The sequence below is a fragment of the Kitasatospora sp. NPDC048715 genome (genome assembly GCF_043198905.1).
Classification (GTDB): Bacteria; Actinomycetota; Actinomycetes; order Streptomycetales; family Streptomycetaceae; genus Kitasatospora; species Kitasatospora lactacystinica.
The window spans coordinates 17594-37547 of sequence record NZ_JBICVH010000013.1 but is presented as its reverse complement, the minus strand read 5'-3'; the positions used below and the strand labels follow the sequence as shown (position 1 = coordinate 37547).

Annotated in this window: 16 protein-coding genes and 1 pseudogene; 10 read left to right on the top strand and 7 right to left on the bottom strand. The window is 74.0% G+C overall.

Annotated elements, in window-relative coordinates; all coding sequences use genetic code 11:
- The first annotated feature begins 18 nt into the window (after positions 1–18).
- Positions 19–1428, top strand: a complete 1410-nt coding sequence (gene aspA, locus ACGFSC_RS24040; RefSeq protein ID WP_359897255.1) for an aspartate ammonia-lyase — start codon at positions 19–21, stop codon at positions 1426–1428.
- A gap of 166 nt (positions 1429–1594) precedes the next feature.
- Here aspA and ACGFSC_RS24035 read toward each other — a convergent pair.
- Positions 1595–2169 (bottom strand): annotated as a pseudogene (locus tag ACGFSC_RS24035) (alpha-galactosidase).
- 133 nt (positions 2170–2302) lie between these two features.
- Entirely contained in the window at positions 2303–2785 is a 483-nt protein-coding gene (locus tag ACGFSC_RS24030) for a hypothetical protein (RefSeq protein ID WP_380352678.1), read from the bottom strand.
- Positions 2786–3313: 528 nt separating this feature from the next.
- On the opposite strand from ACGFSC_RS24030, the gene ACGFSC_RS24025 reads away from it, so the two are divergent.
- The 9 genes from ACGFSC_RS24025 to ACGFSC_RS23985 all read left to right on the top strand — a co-directional run bounded on the left by ACGFSC_RS24025 (position 3314) and on the right by ACGFSC_RS23985 (position 14829).
- Positions 3314–5287 (top strand): B12-binding domain-containing radical SAM protein, encoded by a 1974-nt coding sequence (locus ACGFSC_RS24025; protein WP_359897259.1) that lies wholly within the window; start codon positions 3314–3316, stop codon positions 5285–5287.
- Between the two features lie 70 nt (positions 5288–5357).
- Complete coding sequence (locus ACGFSC_RS24020) at positions 5358–5561, top strand: hypothetical protein (RefSeq protein ID WP_359829662.1); 204 nt, start codon at positions 5358–5360, stop codon at positions 5559–5561.
- The gene (locus ACGFSC_RS24015) at positions 5555–7102 is read left to right on the top strand and encodes a hypothetical protein (protein ID WP_359897260.1); all 1548 of its coding nucleotides are present in this window, start codon (positions 5555–5557) and stop codon (positions 7100–7102) included. The genes ACGFSC_RS24020 and ACGFSC_RS24015 overlap by 7 nt, the downstream gene beginning before the upstream one ends.
- 13 nt (positions 7103–7115) lie before the next feature.
- On the top strand, positions 7116–9209 hold the full coding sequence (locus tag ACGFSC_RS24010) for a prenyltransferase/squalene oxidase repeat-containing protein (RefSeq protein ID WP_359897262.1): 2094 nt from the start codon (positions 7116–7118) through the stop codon (positions 9207–9209).
- Positions 9209–9481, top strand: a complete 273-nt coding sequence (locus ACGFSC_RS24005) for an ester cyclase (RefSeq protein WP_359897263.1) — start codon at positions 9209–9211, stop codon at positions 9479–9481. The genes ACGFSC_RS24010 and ACGFSC_RS24005 overlap by 1 nt, the downstream gene beginning before the upstream one ends.
- Before the next feature lie 295 nt (positions 9482–9776).
- Positions 9777–10166, top strand: coding sequence for a hypothetical protein (locus ACGFSC_RS24000; RefSeq protein WP_359897265.1), 390 nt, complete (start codon positions 9777–9779; stop codon positions 10164–10166).
- Between the two features lie 94 nt (positions 10167–10260).
- A complete protein-coding gene (locus ACGFSC_RS23995) occupies positions 10261–10449 on the top strand; it encodes a hypothetical protein (RefSeq protein WP_359897266.1) in 189 nt (62 codons plus the stop codon).
- Positions 10450–11328, top strand: a complete 879-nt coding sequence (locus tag ACGFSC_RS23990) for a cupin-like domain-containing protein (protein ID WP_359897269.1) — start codon at positions 10450–10452, stop codon at positions 11326–11328.
- A 69-nt stretch (positions 11329–11397) separates the two neighbouring features.
- A complete protein-coding gene (locus tag ACGFSC_RS23985) occupies positions 11398–14829 on the top strand; it encodes a lantibiotic dehydratase (RefSeq protein ID WP_359897271.1) in 3432 nt (1143 codons plus the stop codon).
- Here ACGFSC_RS23985 and ACGFSC_RS23980 read toward each other — a convergent pair.
- From ACGFSC_RS23980 to ACGFSC_RS23960, 5 genes are all read right to left on the bottom strand, one after another.
- Positions 14724–15365: a class I SAM-dependent methyltransferase gene (locus ACGFSC_RS23980; RefSeq protein ID WP_359897273.1), complete on the bottom strand. Its 642-nt coding sequence runs from the start codon at positions 15363–15365 to the stop codon at positions 14724–14726. The genes ACGFSC_RS23985 and ACGFSC_RS23980 overlap by 106 nt on opposite strands.
- A gap of 177 nt (positions 15366–15542) precedes the next feature.
- Positions 15543–16421, bottom strand: a complete 879-nt coding sequence (locus tag ACGFSC_RS23975) for an NAD(P)-dependent oxidoreductase (RefSeq protein ID WP_359897275.1) — start codon at positions 16419–16421, stop codon at positions 15543–15545.
- A 53-nt stretch (positions 16422–16474) separates the two neighbouring features.
- Positions 16475–18031, bottom strand: a complete 1557-nt coding sequence (locus tag ACGFSC_RS23970; protein ID WP_359897277.1) for an acetolactate synthase large subunit — start codon at positions 18029–18031, stop codon at positions 16475–16477.
- 21 nt (positions 18032–18052) lie between these two features.
- Positions 18053–18757, bottom strand: coding sequence for a TauD/TfdA family dioxygenase (locus ACGFSC_RS23965; protein ID WP_359897278.1), 705 nt, complete (start codon positions 18755–18757; stop codon positions 18053–18055).
- 124 nt (positions 18758–18881) lie between these two features.
- On the bottom strand, positions 18882–19925 hold the full coding sequence (locus tag ACGFSC_RS23960) for a zinc-binding dehydrogenase (RefSeq protein WP_359897279.1): 1044 nt from the start codon (positions 19923–19925) through the stop codon (positions 18882–18884).
- Positions 19926–19954: the final 29 nt, after the last annotated feature.

Genomic DNA, 19954 nt, shown 5'->3' with positions numbered 1-19954 from the left:
AAGAGGACCCGCACACACATGACCGCCGCCACCCGCAGCGAACACGACCTGCTCGGGGACCGCGACGTCCCCGCCGACGTCTACTGGGGCGTCCACACCCTGCGCGCCACCGAGAACTTCCCCATCACGGGCACGCCCATCTCCGCCCACCCGCACCTGATCGACGCGCTGGCCGCCGTGAAGGAGGCCGCTGCCCTCGCAAACGAGGAACTCGGCCTGCTGGAACCCGCGAAGGCGGAGGCGATCGTCGCCGCCTGCCGCGAGATCCGCGCCGGCAAGCTGCACGACCAGTTCGTCGTGGACGTCGTCCAGGGCGGCGCCGGCACCTCGACCAACATGAACGCCAACGAGGTCGTCGCCAACCGGGCGCTGGAGCTGCTGGGCCACGCCAAGGGCGAGTACCGGCACCTGCACCCCAACGAGGACGTCAACCTCGGCCAGTCCACCAACGACGTCTACCCGACCGCCGTCCGGATCGCGACCGTGTTCGCCGTGCGGGGCCTGCTCGACGCGATGGCCGTCCTCCAGGACGCCTTCGCCCGCAAGTCCGCCGAGTTCCACGACGTCCTGAAGATGGGCCGTACCCAGCTGCAGGACGCCGTGCCGATGACGCTCGGCCAGGAGTTCTCCGCCTTCGCCGTCATGCTCGACGAGGACCGCAGCCGCCTCGCGGAAGCCGTCGAACTCATCCACGAGATCAACCTCGGCGCCACCGCGATCGGCACCGGGCTCAACGCCCCCGCCGGATACGCCGAATCCGCCCGGCGCCACCTCGCCGACATCACCGGGCTGCCCCTGGTCACCGCCGCCAACCTGGTCGAAGCCACCCAGGACTGCGGCGCGTTCGTCCAGATGTCCGGCGTCCTCAAGCGCGTCGCCGTCAAACTGTCCAAGACCTGCAACGACCTGCGACTGCTGTCCTCCGGGCCGCGCGCCGGCCTCGGCGAGATCAACCTGCCACCGGTGCAGGCCGGTTCGAGCATCATGCCGGGCAAGGTCAACCCGGTGATCCCCGAAGTCGTCAACCAGGTCGCCTTCGAGGTGATCGGCAACGACGTCGCGATCACCATGGCCGCCGAGGCGGGGCAGCTCCAGCTCAACGCCTTCGAGCCGATCATCCTGCACTCCCTGTCGGAGTCGATCACCCATCTGCGAGCGGCCTGCCACACCCTCGCCGAGCGTTGCGTCGTCGGCATCACCGCCAACACCGAGGTGCTGCGCGCGACCGTCGAGAACTCCATAGGGCTGGTGACCGCCCTGAACCCGCACATCGGCTACACGGCCGCCACCGACATCGCCAAGGAGGCCCTGGCCAGCGGCCGGGGCGTGGCCGAACTCGTACTGGAGAGGGGCCTGCTCCCGGCGGAGCGGCTCGCGGCCCTGCTGCGGCCCGAGGTCATCGCCGGCAGCGGAGCGGCCGTGGCCTGAGGACGGCGGCCGAGGCCGCCGGCTTCCGGGCCGCTTCGCGGTCGGTGCTGATCCTGACGGCCGGTCACTGGTGCGGAGTCGCCGCCATCCCGATCCCCCGGGGCGCCGAACTCGCCGCCGCCCGATCGCGGTCGACGGGCCGGGCCCGTTGCCCCGGAGCGGTGGATCAGTCGCCGGTGATCCTCGACCGGAGCTCGCCGCGGGCCGTCCTCCGTCGGTAGCGCACCCGCGCGGCCCCGGCACGGCCTGCCCGGGCCGTGCGCTGATCGAGAACGACATGGAGTTCCACCGCCGGCTGGCGGCGGGGTCGACCAGCGGCGCCGCCAGGCCGACGGCGGACAGCACCGCCCCCGACGCGCGGATCGAACCCTCGGCGATCCACGGGACGGCGGTGTCCTGCGAGACCACGCCGTGCCGACGGGTCCGGGTGGTCGGCGCGGACGGTCCGCCCGCCGTGCAGCGACGGCCGCAGCCGCTTGTGCAGGCCGACCCAGGCGGTCAGGCGTTCCAGCTCCTCCTCGGAGCAGGCCGTGATGTCCCACTCGGTGCCGGCGTGCCCGAACGGCGCGGTGGCCAGCCGGATGGGTACTGGGCTGGTGCGTCCGGTGGTGTGGGCGGTGGCAGCGCCGACGTGGCTGCCGGTCAGCTCGGGGGGATGAACAGCCCGGTGTAGCACTGGATGCGCTGGCGCTCGACGGGGTCGTTGGTGTCCGAAGCCCATGTCCGGTCGGTGCGTTCCAGGATGCCGTAGTCGATCCGGGCGCCGCCGGAGGAGCAGGACCCGATAGTCGCCGAGGCCGGCGCTGTCGTCGCGGTGGCCGACGCCCTTCCGGCGTGCCGGCGCCCCTCGGGGCGCCGGCACCCGAGGCCGCCGTCAGTAGATGAGGACGTCCCAGTGGCTGCCCTCGTTGCAGTACAGGTTGCCCGACGCGGCCTTCCACTGCGGGTAGCCGTCGCCCCGGAGGCCGATGTAGGTGAAGCTGTTCTGGATGTAGTTGTCGATGCAGGAGCTGCGGGCGATGTCGACCTTGTAGCCGTTGTAGTGGCTGTAGGTGCCGGAGGCGTGGCCGACCTCGGTCCCGCCGGTGATGTTGATGGCGCAGCCGCTGGCCTGCTTGAGGGTGATGACGGCGCTCACCGTGCCCGAGTTGATCTGGTCGAACGAGGTACAGGTGGAGTTGGACCTGGTGGTGCAGCCCCCACTGGAGCTCCACGTGACGCCGGCGTTGCTGAGCTGACTGGCGGCCGTCGACTGCGACAGCTTGGTGCCGCTGGCGCCGGCCGTGGGCGCCGAGAGCGCGAGGCCGGCCAGGGCCAGGGCGACGACGGTGGCTGCGGTGCGTGGCTTCATCTGCATCTCCCGGTGAGGATGGTGTGCCTCCGACTCGGCTTCCCGCCCTCCTGCCGCGCCTCGGCAGGAGGGCGGGAAGCCCGGAACCGGGCCTGGGGAACCGGCCCGGACGAAGGGGACGTACGCAGTGCGGTGACGCGGCGGTGCTCCGGCGCGAGGGCCGACCGATCCGTCCGGCGCCACCGCCCGCGGTTCCCGGGCAACGGGAACGACGGGCTTCGAGCGCCGGCATCGCACCAGGATGCCCCACCGTTGTCTATGCGAGTAGACCCCGGTCTGTGAATTTCGCGTGACGGGGAGCGGCCTTCAGCGCGTCAAAGCGCTTCACGGGGTGCACCGCACGATCGCGGAACCGGGCCGGCCCCTTTTGGCCCGCTTTGGCCCGTTTCGGCCACGAAGGTACGCCCGGGCGGGGTGCTCGGCCTGGGGTGGCGGCGTGGCCGCTGGCGCGTCGTGCGCGCGCGGAGTAGACGACTCTTCGACGCGACGGCAGCGACGGTCCCCGGGGCCGGGACAGGGTGTGGTGGGCCGAGGATGCGACTGGCTCTCGTGACGTGCTTCAACGCGGACTGGCACTTCGGCAAGGTCCCCTCGCCGTACGTGCCGCTGAACCTCCTCGGGCTGGCCGCGGTGGCCCGGCGCAGCGGGCACGAACCGGTGGTGGTGGATCCGACGCTCGCGCTGCTGGAGGGCCGGGTGGGGGACGGGCCCGAGTTCCACCGGGAGGTGGCGGAGCTCATCTGCGAGTCCCGGCCCGACGTCGTCGGCCTCACCACGATGTGCAACTCCTACCCTCAGACGCTGGCGCTGGCCCGGCAGTGCCGCGAGCTGGATCCCGACGTACGGATCCTGCTCGGCGGCCCGCAGGCCTCCGTGGTCGACGTCGCGACCCTGCGCGAGTTCGGCTGGATCGACGCGATCGTGCGCAACGAGGCGGACCGGTCCCTCGTCCGGGTGCTCGACCGGTGGGCGGCGGGCGACGACCTGGCCGGCGTGGCCGGCACCACCTGGCGGGGGCCGGACGGCGGCCCGGTGCGCGAACCCGCCGCACCCCTGCTGCAGGACCTGGACGAACTGCCCTTCCCCGCCTACGACCTGTACCCCTTCGAGCGGACCCTGCAGGACCTCGCGCCGGTGGAGGCGGGCCGGGGCTGCCCGTACGGGTGCACGTTCTGCTCGACCAACGTGTTCTTCAACCGCGACTACCGGATCAAGTCGCCGGCCCGGCTGATCACCGAGATGCGGCACCTGCGGGACGCCCACGGATTCACCCGGTTCGACCTGGTGCACGACATGCTGACCGTCGACCGGCGGTGGGTCCTGGCGTTCTGCGCCGCCCTGCTCGACGGCGGGCAGGGCTTCGAGTGGGCGTGCAGCGCGCGGACCGACCGGGTGGACGACGAACTGCTGGCCACCATGGCCGCCGCCGGCTGCCGCGGGATGTTCTTCGGGATCGAGACCGGATCCCAGCGGATGCAGCCGCTGGTGCGCAAGCGGCTGCGCACCGACGCGGTGCTGCCGGTCATCCGCTCCGGCACCGACCGGGGGATCTCCTGCACCGCCTCCCTGATCGTCGGCTTCCCGGAGGAGACCACCGAGGACGCGGTCGCCTCGCTCGACCTCGCGCTCGACGTCCTGCAGCTCTCGCCGGACACCCAGGCGCAGATGCACCTGCTGGCGCCGCTGGTGGGCAGTCCGCTGTACGAGGAGCACCGCGAGGAGCTGCGCTTCGACGGGCACAGCTCCGACATCTCGCTCTTCCTGCTGGACGAGGAGGAGATCGCGACGGTCACCCGCCACCCCGACATCTTCCCGAGCTTCTACCACATCCCGACGCCGCACCTCGACCGCGACCTGGCCAAGGCGATCTCCGCCGCCACCTACACCTGCCCGACGCTGTTCCTCGCGCTGCGCACCGCCGGCGCCGACCTGCGGCAGGTGCTGACCGGCTGGACGCGCTGGCAGCACCGGCACGTGGGCCCGGAGCAGCTCCGGCCGGACTACTACCTCTACGGGTTCGTCCCGGACCTGTGCCGGTACCTGGCGGCCGAGGTCCTGGACGGGCTCGGACCGTGCGCCCCGGTCCTGCGCGACCTCATGGCGTACGTCGAACTGCGGTACGCCCTGCAGCGCCGGCTGACCGAGGACGGGACGGTCTTCCGGGCCTTCGACTGCGATGTCCGGGAGCTGAGCGCCGCGCTGCGCACCGGTGGCGGCCTCGACGTGGAGCGCGTAGCGTCCGACCTGCTGTTCGTGAACCTGACGGTGTCCCGGGGCCGCGGCTACGCCTTCCTGGAGGTGTCGGTCCCGCGCACCGCCGACCCGCTGGTCCGGCCCGGGGACCGGCTGGAGATCCGCGACCCGGTCCGTCAGCTGCTGTCCCGTCCGGAGCTGGTCATCCGCAACACCTCGCAGCGGCGCGCCTTCGCCGCGAAACACCATCTGACCGAGCGCCACGTGACGGCGCTGGGGCTGCGGCGGGAACCGGCCGGCACCGCCACCGGGTGACCGGGCCGCCGGGCCCACCGACCGACGTCGCGCACAGGACAGACACCGGTACACCGAGACGAAGGAGAACATGATGGCTGGAGACGTGGCAGCGGAGCGCGGCAAGCCCGTCGGCGACCTGCCGTTCGAGGAGCTGGCGTTCGAGGAGGTCCCGTTCGAGGACCTGCCGGTCGGCGAGCTGGGGCTCGTCGAGCTGGAGTCGCGGGTCGAGGCGGAGGCCCAGGCGAGCGGCGTCACCACGGTCGTCACGACGGTCGTATCGGGCCGGTGGTAGCCGAACGGCCGAACGGCGGGGTCCGGGTCGAACGGCACGTCGGCTGGCGGGGCGACAACGCCCTGGTGGAGGAGGCCCGGCGGCCGCTGCGGCGCCGGGTCGCCCGCCTGCTGCAGGTGGACGGCCTGCCGGCGACCGCCGGCCTGCCGTCCGAACGGCGGATCGCCGCCGGAGTCGACCCCCGGGTCTTCTACACCTACCCGCTGCTGTTCTACACCGCCTTCCCCCGCGTCTCGCTGGCGCAGCTGCGGGCGCTGTCCGTCAGCGGCTCGTACCTCTTCGACTACGTGCTGGCCCTGGACGAGGTGCTGGACCGCCCCTGTGCCCGCACCGGGGGAGGCCTGCTGCTGGGCGGCCTCCTCCAGCGCGAGGCACTGCACGGGCTGTACGCGCTGCTGCCGCCCGCCAGCCCGTTCTGGGGCCACTTCGACCGCTACTTCGGGCACTTCTGCCAGGCGGTGCTGCGCGAGGAGGCCCGGCACCGCGGCCTGCTCCAGCCGTACCCCAGGGAGGAGCTGGAGCTCGTCTACGCGGGCAAGTCCGCGATCGCCAAGGCCTGCCTCGCGGCCCTCGCCGTACTCGGCGGGGACGAGCGGCCGCTGGCCGGACTGGAGGCCTCGCACGACGCCCACTACGTGGCCTTCCAGCTCGCCGACGACCTGGCGGACTGGCGGATCGACTACCGGCGCGGGCACTACTCCTACCCCCTCACGGTGGCGTTCCTGCGGGCCGGCTGGCAGCGGCGGGTGGAGTCGGCCGAGCGGCCCCCGGTGTCCGAGGTGGCCGAGCTGCTCGCCCGGGAGGGCGTGGTCGAGGAGGTCCGCGCGCTGGCGCTCGGCCACCTGGACCGCGCCGAGGGCGCGGCCGACCGGATCGCGGAGGGGAGCTGGCACGCCGCCATCCGGACCACCCGGCAGCGGATCGCGGGTCCGACGCTCGGCCTCGACCTGCCGACCGAGCCGCCCGCCACTGCTCCGTACGGTGCCCCGGCCGGGCCGGCCGCGGGAGTAGGGGCGCTCGGGGTGGTCGGGGCGGCTGCCTGGCGGGGCGACCGGCGGACACCCGCGACACCGGTGGCGGCGTCCTGGCGGCCCTGGCTCGACGCCCACCGGGAGCCGCGCACGCCCGGGCCGGCGGTGCTGGCGGAGCAGTTCCGGATCCTGGAGACCGCCGGCCCGGCGCGCACCACGGGTGAGGCCCTGTGCCAGGTCGGCCTGGCGATCGCGGCCTCGCGCCGGGCCCTCCCGCAGTACGGCCTGGCCGAGCACCTCGGCGTTTCCGCGGCCGAACTGGACTGGCTCGACCAGCACGGCCCGTGGCTGGACGGCCTGCTCGCGCTCGGCCTCGACGAGCCGCCCGAGCCGTGGCGGCCGGGCCGCGCGGAACCGTCGGGCGGGGTGCCGTCGGGCGGGGTGCCGGGCTGGGTGCCGCCGGCGGTCGGCCGGTACCTCGGCCACCGGCTGGTGAAGGGAGCCGGGCCGGGCGGCGCCCAGGCCCCCGACGTGCTGCTCCGCGCCTACCGCGCCGAGTCCGTGGCCTAGGACGGAGGCGACCGTGACGCTGCTGCTGATGGAGACCCGTGACACCGACCGGGTGTTCGCCGAGCAGTGGGCCGGCCTGCCCGGCCGCGAGGACCGCCCGTGGGACCCGGCGCAGCCGCTCCCCGGGGCACTCTTCGACCACTTGCCGTTCCTGCTGTACGAGTACTTCGCGACCGTCCCGATGGGTGCGGCCCGACGGGTGGCGCTGGCCGCGCGGGCGGGCGGCGCGGCCCGCTTCCTGCGGTTCCGGCAGAGCCGGGGCCAGTGCGCACCGGCCCGGGCCGACCGGGAGTGCGCGTCCCTGCGGCGTTACGCCACCCGACAGTTGGCGGACGACCTGCCGGGCCGGGACCCGTTCCGGCAGTCGCTCTCCGCCGGTTACCGCCGCCCCTGGGACCCGGCCGGCGCCGGGGCGGAGCTCGCGCACACCACCACTGAGGCGTTCGCCGCGCTGGCCGGGACGCCGGGGCCGGTCGGACCGGTGACCGAGTCGCAGAGCCGCCTGTACGCCGGGCTCGCCCGCTACCGCGAATGCGTCGACTGGAAGGAGGACTTCCTGCACGGCCACCCCTCGCAGCTCGTCCCCCGGCTGCTCGCCGAGCTGGGCCTAACGCCCTCGGCGACCCGCGCCGCCCGAACCGAGCTGGTCGCCGCCGCGGCCCGCCGCTTCCACTACGGCGGCCTCGCCGAACACACCCTCGACGAGGCCGCCGAGCAGCTGTGCCGTGCGCTGGCGGCGGTGACCGACCTGCCGCCCGCGGGCTGGGTGGAGCGGCTCATCGGCTTCTCCGAGTCCGTCCGCGGGCTGCGCGCGGACCTCGACCGGATGCGCCGGGACGGGCTGGCCCGGGCGCGCGCCGCCGCGGGCCGGGGCGGCCGTCCGGCGGCACGGCGGGACACCGCCCCCGGCGCCACCGTGGCCGCGCCCACCGCCGATACGGTTGCCGACTCCCTTGCGGCAGCGGCCCGTTACCTGCGGCGGGAACAGGATCCGGCCGGCCGCTGGGGCGACTTCCTGCTGCTCGGCCAGCAGAGCACCTCCTGGGTCACCGGCTACGTCGGCTGGAACCTGGCGACCGTCGGCACGGCGGCGGACGCCCCGGCCCCGGCCCCGGCCACGGCCGACTCCGGGGCCCCGGCGAACGCCCCGGCCGCGGCGTACCCGATTCCGGTGAACTCCCTTGCCGAGGCGGCCGATTGGCTGGTCGCCAACCGCGCTCCGGGAGCCGGGTGGGGATACAACGGCCAGTGGCCGGTGGACGTCGACTCCACGGCGAACGCCCTGCTGTTCCTGACCCGGATCGGCGCGCCCGAACCGCAGCGGTGGCGACCGGCGTTGGACTGGCTGCTGTCGACGCAGCGACCCGACGGCGGGTTCACCACCATCGTGGACCCGGAGCCCTGGCTCGTCCGGTTCCACTCCGACGCCGGCGACCTGCGCGGTTGGACCTCCTCGCACCCGTGCGTGACCGCCGTGGCCGCCCTGCTGCTGGCCGGCCTGGACGGTGAGCGGGAGCGGCGCGCGGCGCTGCGGGCCGCGCGCCGGCTCCTGGACCAGCAGCGCCCGGAGGGCAACTGGGAGGCCTACTGGTGGGCGGGCGGACTTTACACCACGTGCCGTGCGGTGCAGGCGATCGGAGAGCTGAGCCGCCGTACCGACCTGCCCGGGGCGGCAGCGGCCCGGGCGGGAGCCGCCGGGTGGCTGCTGCGCGCCCAACGCCCGGACGGGGGTTGGGCGCACGCGCCGAACGGCGCGTGCGCCGCCTTCGCCACCGCGCTGGCCGTCCAGGCGCTGGGCGAGCTGCTCACGGCGCCGCCCGGAGACGACTGCCCGGCCCTCCGGGCGGCCCTCGCCCGCGGCACCCGGTGGCTGGTGGAACACCAGCGACCGGACGGCAGTTGGCCCGTCGTGCCGATCCTCCGGGTGCCCCGGCCGCAGCTGACGGAGCCCTGGGAACAGACGTCGTGGACGGAATCGATCGCGGGCCTCGACGTCGTCGCCGAGGACTGGCGGCGACTGTTCACCACGGCGACGGCGCTCCGCGCCCTGCACGTCGCATCGCCGACCGGCGGTGCGGTGCCCGCAATCCCGACAGGAGACCTGTGATGGCAACAGAAGAACGGCAGAGCGTGCCCCGGCGGTACCGCGCCACGGGCGCGGACGAGACCCGCCAGCTGATCGCCAGGATCCGCACCGCGTTCCCGGACGCCACGTTCACGCTGCAGCAACGCGTCGTGGACGACAAGGGCGCGGTCGCGTTCGTGTGGTCGGTGCGCGGCACCCAGAGCGGCGAGGTGGACGGCTACCCCGCGACCAACGCGCCGGCCACGCTGACGATCGTCACCAGCGCGCTCATCGAGCCGGCCGGTTCACGTTAGGCGACGGGCTCTGGCCGACGGGCTACGGCCTCGGTGGCTCCGGCGGTGGCTCCGTCGGGGCCACCGCCGTTCCGTCGCGTTCCCCCAGCGGTTGAGGGACCGGGTCCGCCGCAGCATCATGAAGGAGTGGCCCGCCCGGAAGGCGGTCCGGTCACGGGACACCTGTCCGTCCCGTACGCGATTGCGCCCCTCTCCCGCCCCTCGAAACCGTGCGCCGAGCGGAACGCCGCGCGGGCCGTCCTGCGGGACGGGGACGCCCGGTGAACCGCGCTCGAACGTCCGGAACGAGAATTCGATGACCGAGAACGAAACCGCCATGGCCGCCGGTGACTTCGCCTTTTCCGAGGGGCCGGTGTGGTCGGTGCAGTTCGCCCAGACCAAGCCCGGCCTGACCAACGCCTACCTCGCGAACCTGGGGGCGCGGTGGAAGCCCCTGATGGAGGAGGCCAAGCGGCAGAAGCTGATCCGCGACTACCGCATCCTGGTCTCCCCGCCGACCGGCCGTGACGACTGGAACGTCATGATCGTGACCGAGGTCGAGAACATGGCCGCGCTGGACGGCTACAGCGAGCGGATGGCCGAGCTATCGGTCCGGCTCGACGGGCCCGACCGGAAGTCGCACGGCTGCGCGCAGTTCCGCGAGCTGCTCGGAATGAGGCTGGCGCGGGAGGTCTTCCTGAAATGACGTCCCGCAATTGACCCGGGGCCCCGCCGATCCGAGGCCCCGCTGACGCGAGGCCTTCCCGGCGGAGAGTTCCTCGCTTCGAAGGAGGAGAACCATGGAGCGCACGACGGAGCCGAAGGACGGCAAGAAGACCCTCGACCTGAAACGGTCCACCGTGGGCAACCTCGACGATCCGCTGCTCACCACCCAGGGCTGGAGCCTGTGGACCTGCGACGAGACGGCGTCGGCACCCGGGGCGCCCGAATCCCGGCGGGGGCGCACCACGCGGCGCGGGCCCGAGTAGATGCCGCCGAGCCTCCCGGGAGGGCGGGGCACGGCCCTCCGAGCCGTCCCGCGCGTCAGCCGCGACGACTTCCGCGCACCGCTGCGCAAGGGCGAGCCCCGGGTCGTCCTGGACAACGTCCGGGACTGGCCGGCCCTGCACCGCTGGGACGTGGACTACCTGCGGTCCGTCGCCGGGGAGCGGGAGGTGACGGTCCGGGAGACGAACGGGCCACCGCGGAACGTCTTCCAGAACCTCGCGGCCGGCGGGCGGACCTCCTTCGGCCGGTACCTCGACTGGGTGCTGGACACCGCCGGCGGGCTGGAACGGATCGCCCTGTCCTGCAGCGGCGCCGGTGAGATCACCCGGGCGGTGTGCGCCGACGGGTTCCGCTGCTCGTACTACCTCGACGCGAAGCTCCGGCAGCTGTCCGAGGACCTGCTCGACGACGCGCCGCCACCCGGCTGGTACCGACGCGGTCCGATCGACACCAACCTCTGGTGCGGCGTGCTCGGGACCTCCTCCGGGCTGCACTGCGACGTGACGCCGAACTGCAACGTCCAGGTCGTCGGACGCAAGCATTTCGTCCTCTATCCGCCCTCGCAGGCCCGGCGCGTCTACCGCGTCCCGCAGATCACGCACTGCCGCTTCGACCCCAACCTCCCCGACTACGAACGGTTCCCGCGGGCCCGCCGCGCCACCGGGTGGCAGTGCACCCTGGACGCCGGTGAATCGCTCTACATCCCGGTGGGCTGGTACCACCAGGTGACGGTGGTCTCGGCCTGGGCGCTGAACGTCAACTTCTTCTGGCCGCGCCCGCTCGCCCAGGGGCTGTCGGCCCCGCCGCTGTGGCCGTTCCTGCTCCGGCGCGGGTGGGCCCGGCTGCGCGACCGGAGCTGACCGGCGGTGGGATCCCACGCGGCCGGCCCCGGCCGGTCCGTGCAGGAGGAGCCCGTCCGGGGTGGGCCCGTGCAGGGCGAACCGGCCTGGGAGGCCGCGGAGTTCTTCGTGCTCCGCACCCCGCTGCTGCCCCTGGAGGCCCTGCTGGGCCTGGGCGAGGGACTGGCCGCCGCGCGGTGCGGCGGGGACCCGGACCTGGTCGGCGCCGCCGTCCGGCGCGACCGGCTGCGGGTGCGCGCACGGCTGCGGGCGCTGTACGGCCGTGCCGACGTCCGGGAGGCGCTGTCCGTCGCCTCCTCCTCGCTCACGACGGGCCTGGACACCTGGGAGCACTCACCCGACAGCCGGCGCGGCCGGAACGCCGAGCACAGCCTGCTGCGCTACCTCGCCCGGATGTCCGCCAGGCCGACCCCGTTCGGACTCTTCGCCGGCTGCTCGGTCGGCTCGGTCGACCCCGCGGCGGACGGCCCGACCGCCCTCGAACTCGGACCGTCCTCCTCCTACCGGCGCCGCACCGGCCTGGACTTCGGCTACCTCGGCGCGCTGACCGCCGACCTGCGGCGGCGGCCGGAGGTGCGACTGCACCTGGTCCACCGGCCCAACTCCAGCCTGTACCGGAGTGCCGGGCGGCTCCGGTACGTCGAGGTGCTCCGGACGGACGCGGGCCCGACCCACCGGCTGGTCGAGGTCGAGCCCGCGCCGTGGCTCCTCGCCGCCGTCGTCCGGGCGGGATCCGGCGCCCGCCCGGACGAACTCGTCGCCGCCGTACTCGCCGCCGAACCGGACGTGGAGCCCGGGGAAGTCCGGCGGGCCGTCGAGGAGCTGATCGAGCGCCAGATCCTCGTCCCCGAGCTCGCACCGCCCGTGAGCGGGCCCGAGCCACTGGCGGACCTGCTCGCCCAGGTCCGGCCGTTCGCCGAACGGGCCGGGCTCGGCCCCGTCACGGCCGCGTTGGACGCAGCCCGGCGGCAGCTCGCCCTGGCGGACCGGCGGCCGCCGGGCGAGGCGTCCGGCCACTACGCCCGCGCGGCGGCGCTGCTCACCTGCCCACCGGTGGCGGCGGACCCGTCCGGGCCGTCCGGGCCGTCCGGGCTGTTCCGGATCGACCTGGTGAAGCCGGCCGCGCGGGCCGTGCTGGGGCGTGCGGTGGCCGCCGAGGTGCTCCGGGGCGCCCGGCTCGTCCACCGCTTGGGCGGCACCCGCCCGGACCCGCAACTCGCACGGTTCACCGCGGCCTACCGGACCCGCTACGGCGCCCGCGAGGTACCGCTGTGCGAGGCGCTGGACCCGGAGTCCGGCCTCGGGTTCCCCGTCCGGGCCGCCCCGATGGCCGCCGCCGAACCGCTGCTCGCCGGCCTCGACCTTGCCGGCCTCGGCCCGGACGGCCTCGACCTTGCAGGCCTCGACGGCCAGGACGCTTCCGGTCGGCCGGCGGACGGCGAGCAGCGCTGGGACGGGCGCCACCGGCTGCTGCTGAGCTGGCTGGGCGAGGCGGTGCGCACCGGCGCGCGGGAACTCGCCCTCGGCCCGGAACGGCTCGACGCGCTCACAGCCGCCGACGAGCGCTCCAGCGACCGGCCGCCGCTGCCCGACTCCTTCGGTGTCGTGGCGAGCATCCTCGCCGAGAGCCCGCAGGCGGTGGCGCGGGGGCGCTACCGGGTGCACATATCCGCCCTGGGCGGACCCTCCGGAGCGTACCTGTTGGGCCGCTTCTGCCACGACGGCGACGACCTCACCCGGTGCGTCCGGGCCCATCTGCGCGCCGAGGAGGCGCTCAGGCCGGACGCGGTGTTCGCGGAGATCGCCCACCTGCCCGGTGAGCGGATCGGCAACGTCCTGCGGCGGCCGCTGCTGCGCGGCCACGAGATCCCCTGCCTCGGCCGCTCCGGGGCGCCGCCCGACCAGCAGATCCCGCTGACCGACCTGACCCTCACCCCCGACGGCGACCGCCTGGCGCTGCGCTCCACCCGGCTGGGGGCCGAGGTCGTCCCGCGCCTGACGTCCGCGCACCACTTCGCCGCCCCCGCGAACCTCGGCCTGTACCGCTTCCTGTGTGCGCTGCAGGCCCCACAGCAGGCGCACGGGCTGGACGCCGCCCTCGGGCCGCTCGCCGCCGCGCCGTACCTGCCGCGGATCGTCTCCGGGCGCCTGGTGCTCGCGCGGGCGCGCTGGAACCTGACCGAGCGCCAGCTGGCGCGCTTCGCGATGCCGTCCCCGGGCGAACGGTTCGTCGCCGTACAGGAGTTGCGCCGGGAGCTGGGCCTGCCGCGGTGGGTCGCCGTGGCGGAGGGCGACCGGCTGCTGCCCGTCGACCTGGAGAACACCGTCTTCCTCGACATGGCGGCCCGGCTGCTGGCCGGCCGCTCCACGGCCGCCGTGGCGGAGCTGTTCCTCGGCGGCGAGGACGTGCTCGCCCGCGGCCCCGAGGGGCGGTTCACCCACGAGGTGGTGGTCCCCTTCGTCCGTACCGGCGCGCACCCGCCCGGGTATCCGCGGGTGCACCCGCCCGCGCGCCGGGCCGACCCCGGGCCACCGCGTGCCCCCGACGCGCGACCGTGCGTGCGGAGCTTCCCGCCCGGTTCCGAGTGGCTCTACGCCAAGCTCTACACCGGCTCGGCCGGCGCCGACGAAGCCCTGCGCCGGGTCGTCCGGCCGCTCGTCCGCCGCGCCCTCGCCGAGGGCGCGGCGGACAGCTGGTTCTACGTCCGCTACGCCGACCCGGACTGGCACCTCAGGGTGCGACTGCACGGGGATCGGCGGCGCCTGGCCGCCGACGTCCTGCCGGCCCTGTACGACGCGGCGCAGCCGCTGCTCGCGGACGGTGTCGTCCGGCGCGTCCAACTCGACACCTACGAGCGGGAGATCGAGCGCTACGGCGGGCCGCTCGGCATCCGGCTCTCGGAACTCCTGTTCCGGCAGGACAGCGAGGCCGCGCTGCGCACCGTCGAGTCGCTCTGCGCGGAGGCCGGTACGGAGGGCGGCATCGAGCGCGCTGCGGAAGGCGGTGCGGACTCCCGCTGGCGGGCCGCGCTGGTCGGCATCGACCGGCTGCTGACCGACCTCGGCCTGTCGCGGGCCGAGAAGCGCGCCCTGGTGAGCGCCGCCCGCGACCGCTTCCGTGCCGAGTTCCGGGTGGACCAGGCCGTGCGACGCGGGATCGGCGACCGCTTCCGCCGCGAACGCGCTACCCTGGAACGCCTGTTGGCGGACCCGGGTCCATGCCCGGGCATGGCGGACGACACGTCCGCCGCCGTCCGGTCCCTCGCGGCGGAGCTGCGCGAGGGGGTGCGGACCGGGCAGATCGGCACCCCGATCGCCGCCCTGGCGGGCAACTACGTCCACCTGCACGCCAACCGGGTGCTGCGCTCCGCCGCCCGGGCGCAGGAACTGCTGCTCTACGACTTCCTGTCCCGCCTGTACGCGGCACCGGGAGCCGGAGCCGCCGCCCCGTCGGCCCGGCCGTCGCGGCGCAGCACCATCCCCTCGGAGCCGATCCGGTAGACCGGGGAGAACCCCGCCTCCGTCAGCACCCGGGCGAGCCTCGGATGCTGGTACAGGACGTGGACCTCCCTGGGGGCCCGTTCGAGAGAGGCGGTCAGCCGTCCGACGGCGGCCCGCAGCGTCTCCTCGGGGAACGGGTCGAAGAGGAAGACGGTGTCGACCCGGTCCGGCACCTCGAACCCGGCCGCGTCCGCGCAGTGCACCTCGGTCCGACAGCTTCCGGCCCCGGCCCGGCGTCCACGCAGGTTCGCCCGGGCCACGGCGCAGAGCTCCGGGGACAGCTCCACCCCGACCGCCTCCCGGAAGCCGTGCCGCGCGGCGAGCAACAGCGCCCGGCCCTTGCCCGCGCCGAGGTCGAGCAGCACCCGCCGACCGTCCGCGGGCAGCACCCGCACCAGCTTGGCGAACATCCAGGGGCTCGCCCCCTCGTGCCGGGCCGCCACGTCGATTCCGGTCTCGGTGCCGTGGCGCAGGTCGAAGAGCAGCTCACCAGCACCCAGCCGGACGGCCCGGGCCACCCCGAGCCGACGGCACACGGCGGGGAACGCCCGTGCGACGATCCCCAGACGGTCGGCGAGTGCGCGGAGAATGACCGATCAACCCCTCGGACGAGGACGGGTGCACGGGCTCGCCTCCAGGCTATCGGGGCCGGGGCCGTCCCGCGCGTGAGGAGCGACCATGGCCGGGGCTGGGGCCGGGGGCCGGGGCCGTCGTCACGAGCGGAGCGCCGCGACGAGGTTGTCGAGCAGCTGGGCCTCCGCGCGCTGGACCGATGCGGTGGTCCGCGCGGCGTACAGGTCGTGTACGTCGATGCCGGGGAGCCGCCTGGTGGATTCGCCGACGGCGTGGGCCGCGCACGAGTCGAGGACCACGGGTCCGGAGCGGCCTGCCTGCCAGGTGCGCAGATCGGTCTCGGCCATCGGCAGCCCCAGGGTCGTCAGGATCACGAGGCATGCGTCCGGTACCCGGCGCAGGTCCTGGAGGGTGACGACGTGGCGGTAGGCGGGTGAGTGGAAGGACAGGCAGTCCGCAGAGCCGAGCAGCTCGGCCAGCGGCGCCCACCGGGGCTCGTCGGCCTCCGTGGCGCGATGCCCGGGTGTGTGGAAGAGCACGTCCATGCCGAGAGCCGTGGCGGCCTTGCCGACGCCCCGGGCCACCGGACCGTAGCCCACGAGCCCCAGCCGGCGTCCCGCCAACTCCCCGGGCACGCCCCCGCTGTGGCGCGTATGGACGAGCAGCTGCTCGATCACGAACTCCACCGTGCCGATGTCGCCGTAGCCGTATATGGGCGAGACGGTGATGCCCTCCCGCCGCGCGTGGTCCAGGTCGACGCGGTCGGTCGACGTGGCACGCAGGCCCACGTAGCGCAGGTCGGGAAGCCGGCGCAGGTGGTCGGCGTCGAGCGGGTCCTTCCATCCCGCCAGCAGGGCGTCCGTCCGTGCGAAGGACTTCCCGAGGTCCGACTCCGGTGACGGCCATTCGCCCGGTTGCAGCAGCGGCCGTTCGCTGAGCGGGCGGAGGGCGTCGAGGAGCCCGGGGGACGGCCAGACACCGGGCAGCAGGGAGACTTGCCGGAACATGGAGGTGGGCACCGTTCTTCCTTTTCGGACGGGGGGTGTCGGCGGCCGGAGCGGCGTGGTCGGACTCAGGAGGCCCGTACGGGCGGAACCACGGCATCGATGAGATGGGGGCCCGGTTCCGCGACGGCGGCGCGCAGTTGACGGGCGAACTCCTCAGCCGTGCGGGCCCGGGTGGCGGGTACGCCCATGCCGTTCGCCAGCGCGACGAAGTCCAGTCCCGGGATGTCGATGAGCGACCGGCTCCGCAGAGCATCGGCGCCCTGGAACGCTCCGACCCGCCGCAACTCGGAGTCGAGGATCGCGTAGGAGGCGTTGTTGAAGATGACCGTGGTCACGTCGAGGCCCTCACGCGACTGCGTCCACAGCGACTGGAGGGTGTACATCGCGCTGCCGTCGGCCTCCAGATTGACGACCGGCCGGTCCGGGCAGGCGCAGGCCGCCCCCGTGGCGACCGGCATTCCCATGCCGATCGAGCCGCCGGTGATGTTGAGCCAGTCGTGCACGGGCGCACCGGCGGTGGCGGCCGGCAGCCACTGGTCGGAGGTCATGGCCTCGTCGACGACGATGGCCCGCTCCGGCAGGAGTGCGCCGATGACGGCCGCGGCCTTCTCCGCCGTCAGCTCCCCGCTGGGCAGCCCCGGCCGGTCCGTGTCCCTGACGGGCGGCGTGGTGCCGGGTGCCAGCAGGTCGGCCAGGTATTCGAGGGCGCCCGGAGCCGCACCGAGGTCGTGCACCTCGCAGTCCGGCGGGACGAGGGTGCTCGGCCTGCCCGGGTAGGCGAAGAACGAGACGGGCTCGCGTGTTCCGGCGAGGACGAGGTGCCGCACTCCCTTGAGCCGGTCCGCCGCCAGGTCCCTGGGGTAGGGAAGCCGGTCGAAGCGCGGGATGCCGGCTCCTCGCTCGTGCCGCGCCGGGGACTTCTCGGCCAGGACGTCGGCCCCGGTCGCCGCCGCGATGCGGCTCGCCGCCGCGAGGCCCGCGCGTCGTGTGTTGCCGCCCCCGACGAGCAGGAGGCACCCGTCCTTCCCTCGCAGGATCGCGGCGGCCCGCTCCACCGCCGCCTCGTCGAAGGACGGGGGCGGCGGGGCGAGGACGGGCACGGCACGGGCCCCCTCGGACCAGCAGACGTCGGAGGGCAGGACGAGGGTGGCGACGCCGCCGGGGAGAGGGCCGACCGGTGTCCTGGCGGCTCGGATGGCGTCAGCGGTGTCCTGCCCGGCATCGGTGGGACGCTCGGTTCTGCGCACCCATGCCGACACCGTCCCGGCCATGCTCTCGATGTCGGAGTCCAGGGGCGCGTCGAACGGTTTGTGGTACGTCGCGTGGTCGCCGACCATGTTGATCAAGGGCGTACCGGCGCGGCGGGCGTTGTGCAGGTTCGCCAGCCCGTTGCCGAGACCGGGCCCCAGGTGCAGGAGCGTCGAGGCGGGTCGTCCCGCCATCCGGCCGTACCCGTCGGCGGCGCCCGTCGCCACCCCCTCGAACAGGCAGAGGATGCTGCGGATCTCCGGTGTCGCCACCATGCCCGCGACCAGGTGCATCTCGGAGGTGCCGGGATTCGTGAAACAGATGTCGATGCCGCCGTGCACAAGGGTGTCGAGTACTGCTCGTGCGCCGTTCATGGTGGTGCCCGCCCTTCGGGATCAGCCGGCGATCTGTACGCGCTTGAGGTGCCGCTGCGGGTCGTCGAAGGCGTTGCGGGAGTGCAGCATCCGCCAGTTGTCCCAGACGACGAGGTCCCGCTCCCGGTAGCGGACGGCGACGTGGTGCTCCTCGTAGAGGGCGCTTCCCCGGTCGATGAGCCGGCGGGCCAGCTCGTCGCCCTCGGGTATCTGCAGGTAGCTGGTCGAGTACCGGAGGATCAGTGCGCCGTCGCGCTCCTCCAGGACCGGGTGCTCCGCCGTGGGGACCACTCCTCGGCGGGCGAGGCCCTCGGTGGACCTCCACCGGTACACGGTGTCGAGGAAGTGCTGCCGCTCGCTCGCGTCGAACTCCGCGAGCACGCGGTTCCCGTCGAACAGGGTGGTCTCGCCACCTCGTCCCTCGGCCGGCCTCACGCACCACAGCGCGAGGTACCGCGGCGGAGTGCCGCGGAACTCGTACCCCTCGGTGTGGGGCTGCAGCGCGCCCTGGTTCTGGCCGTGGTTGACGTCGTCCATGCCGCGTTCGGGCTTCACGTCCCCGACGACCGTGCCGGTGGGCGTGGGCTGGAACCGCCCGAGCTCCTTGAGGAAGGCGACGTGGTCGAAGGACTCGGGAACGTTCACGAGGTGCACGTATCCGTTGTTGCCGAGCAGTTGGCGGAACGCGTACCCGAGCACGCCGTCGGCCAGCTCGTCACCGTTCATGTCAACGCAGGAGACAACACTGTCGGGCCACTTGCTCACGATCACTCCGATGGTTCGTCGCTACGGGTCAGTGCGGGTCGGTGCGGGCCGGCGCGGGTCGGTGCGGGTCGATGGGGAAGGCGGTTCAGCAACTGATCAGCACTTTCAGGGACGTTCGCTCGTCCATGGCCTGGTAGCCGCCGGGGACTCCGTCGAGTCCGACCGTCAGGTCGAAGACCGGTGACGGGTCGATAACCCCTTCGAGGACGTCGGGCAACAGCCGGGGGATGTACGTCCGCACCGGCGCGACGCCGCCGCGCAGCGCGATGTTCCGCTCGAACACGTCGCTCAGGTCGAGGCCGGTGTCGCTGCCGTGAGGTACGCCGACGCAGCCGATCGACCCACCGTCCCTGGTGATCCGCACCGCCGTCCACAGGGACTGCGCGGTCCCCACGGCCTCGATCACCGCGGGCACGCCCCGGCCCCCGGTGAGTTCACGCACGGCCTCGACCGCCGCTTCCCCGCGTTCCGCGACGATGTCGGTCGCGCCGAAGCGCGTGGCGATGTCCGTGCGGGACGGGTGCCGTCCGAGTGCGATGATGCGTTCGGCGCCCAGACGCTTCGCGGCGAGCACACCGCAGAGTCCGACCGCGCCGTCGCCGACGACGGCCACCGTCGTGCCCGGTCGCACCCCCGCGCCGACCGCGCCGTGGTGACCCGTTCCCAGCACGTCGGACAGCGTCAGGAGCGCGGTGAGCAACCGCCGGTCCGACGCCGCCTCCTGGGGGAGCCGCACGAGCGTGCCGTCGGCGTACGGCACCCGGAGCGCCTCGCCCTGGCCGCCGTCCGATCCCTTCGTGCCCCAGAATCCGCCCCGCTCGCACGAGGTGGTGAGCCCCTCGGCACAGTAGTCGCAGACGCCGTCCGACCAGACGAACGGCACCACGACCAGGTCGCCGGCGGAGCAGTCCACGACCTCGGCGCCGACCTCCTCGACGATGCCGATGGACTCGTGGCCGGTGCGCTGCCCCGACCGGAAGTCGGCCAGGCCCCGGTACGCCCACAGGTCGGTCCCGCAGATGCAGGAGAGGAGGACCCGCACCACGGCGTCGGTGGGCCGCCGGATCACCGGGTCCGGGACCTCCTCGACCCGCACGTCGCGGGAAGCGTGGATGACAGTGGCGCGCATGCGCATGGTCCTCTCTGTTGGGCGACGGA

Bases quoted from the DNA above. Each gene is read 5' to 3' on its own strand.
- aspA (WP_359897255.1), top strand. From the start codon at position 19: ATGACCGCCGCCACCCGCAGCGAACACGACCTGCTCGGGGACCGCGAC.
- ACGFSC_RS24030 (WP_380352678.1), bottom strand. From the start codon at position 2,785: ATGCAGATGAAGCCACGCACCGCAGCCACCGTCGTCGCCCTGGCCCTG.
- ACGFSC_RS24025 (WP_359897259.1), top strand. From the start codon at position 3,314: ATGCGACTGGCTCTCGTGACGTGCTTCAACGCGGACTGGCACTTCGGC.
- ACGFSC_RS24020 (WP_359829662.1), top strand. From the start codon at position 5,358: ATGATGGCTGGAGACGTGGCAGCGGAGCGCGGCAAGCCCGTCGGCGAC.
- ACGFSC_RS24005 (WP_359897263.1), top strand. From the start codon at position 9,209: ATGGCAACAGAAGAACGGCAGAGCGTGCCCCGGCGGTACCGCGCCACG.
- ACGFSC_RS24000 (WP_359897265.1), top strand. From the start codon at position 9,777: ATGACCGAGAACGAAACCGCCATGGCCGCCGGTGACTTCGCCTTTTCC.
- ACGFSC_RS23995 (WP_359897266.1), top strand. From the start codon at position 10,261: ATGGAGCGCACGACGGAGCCGAAGGACGGCAAGAAGACCCTCGACCTG.
- ACGFSC_RS23990 (WP_359897269.1), top strand. From the start codon at position 10,450: ATGCCGCCGAGCCTCCCGGGAGGGCGGGGCACGGCCCTCCGAGCCGTC.
- ACGFSC_RS23970 (WP_359897277.1), bottom strand. From the start codon at position 18,031: ATGAACGGCGCACGAGCAGTACTCGACACCCTTGTGCACGGCGGCATC.
- ACGFSC_RS23965 (WP_359897278.1), bottom strand. From the start codon at position 18,757: ATGAACGGTGACGAGCTGGCCGACGGCGTGCTCGGGTACGCGTTCCGC.
- ACGFSC_RS23960 (WP_359897279.1), bottom strand. From the start codon at position 19,925: ATGCGCGCCACTGTCATCCACGCTTCCCGCGACGTGCGGGTCGAGGAG.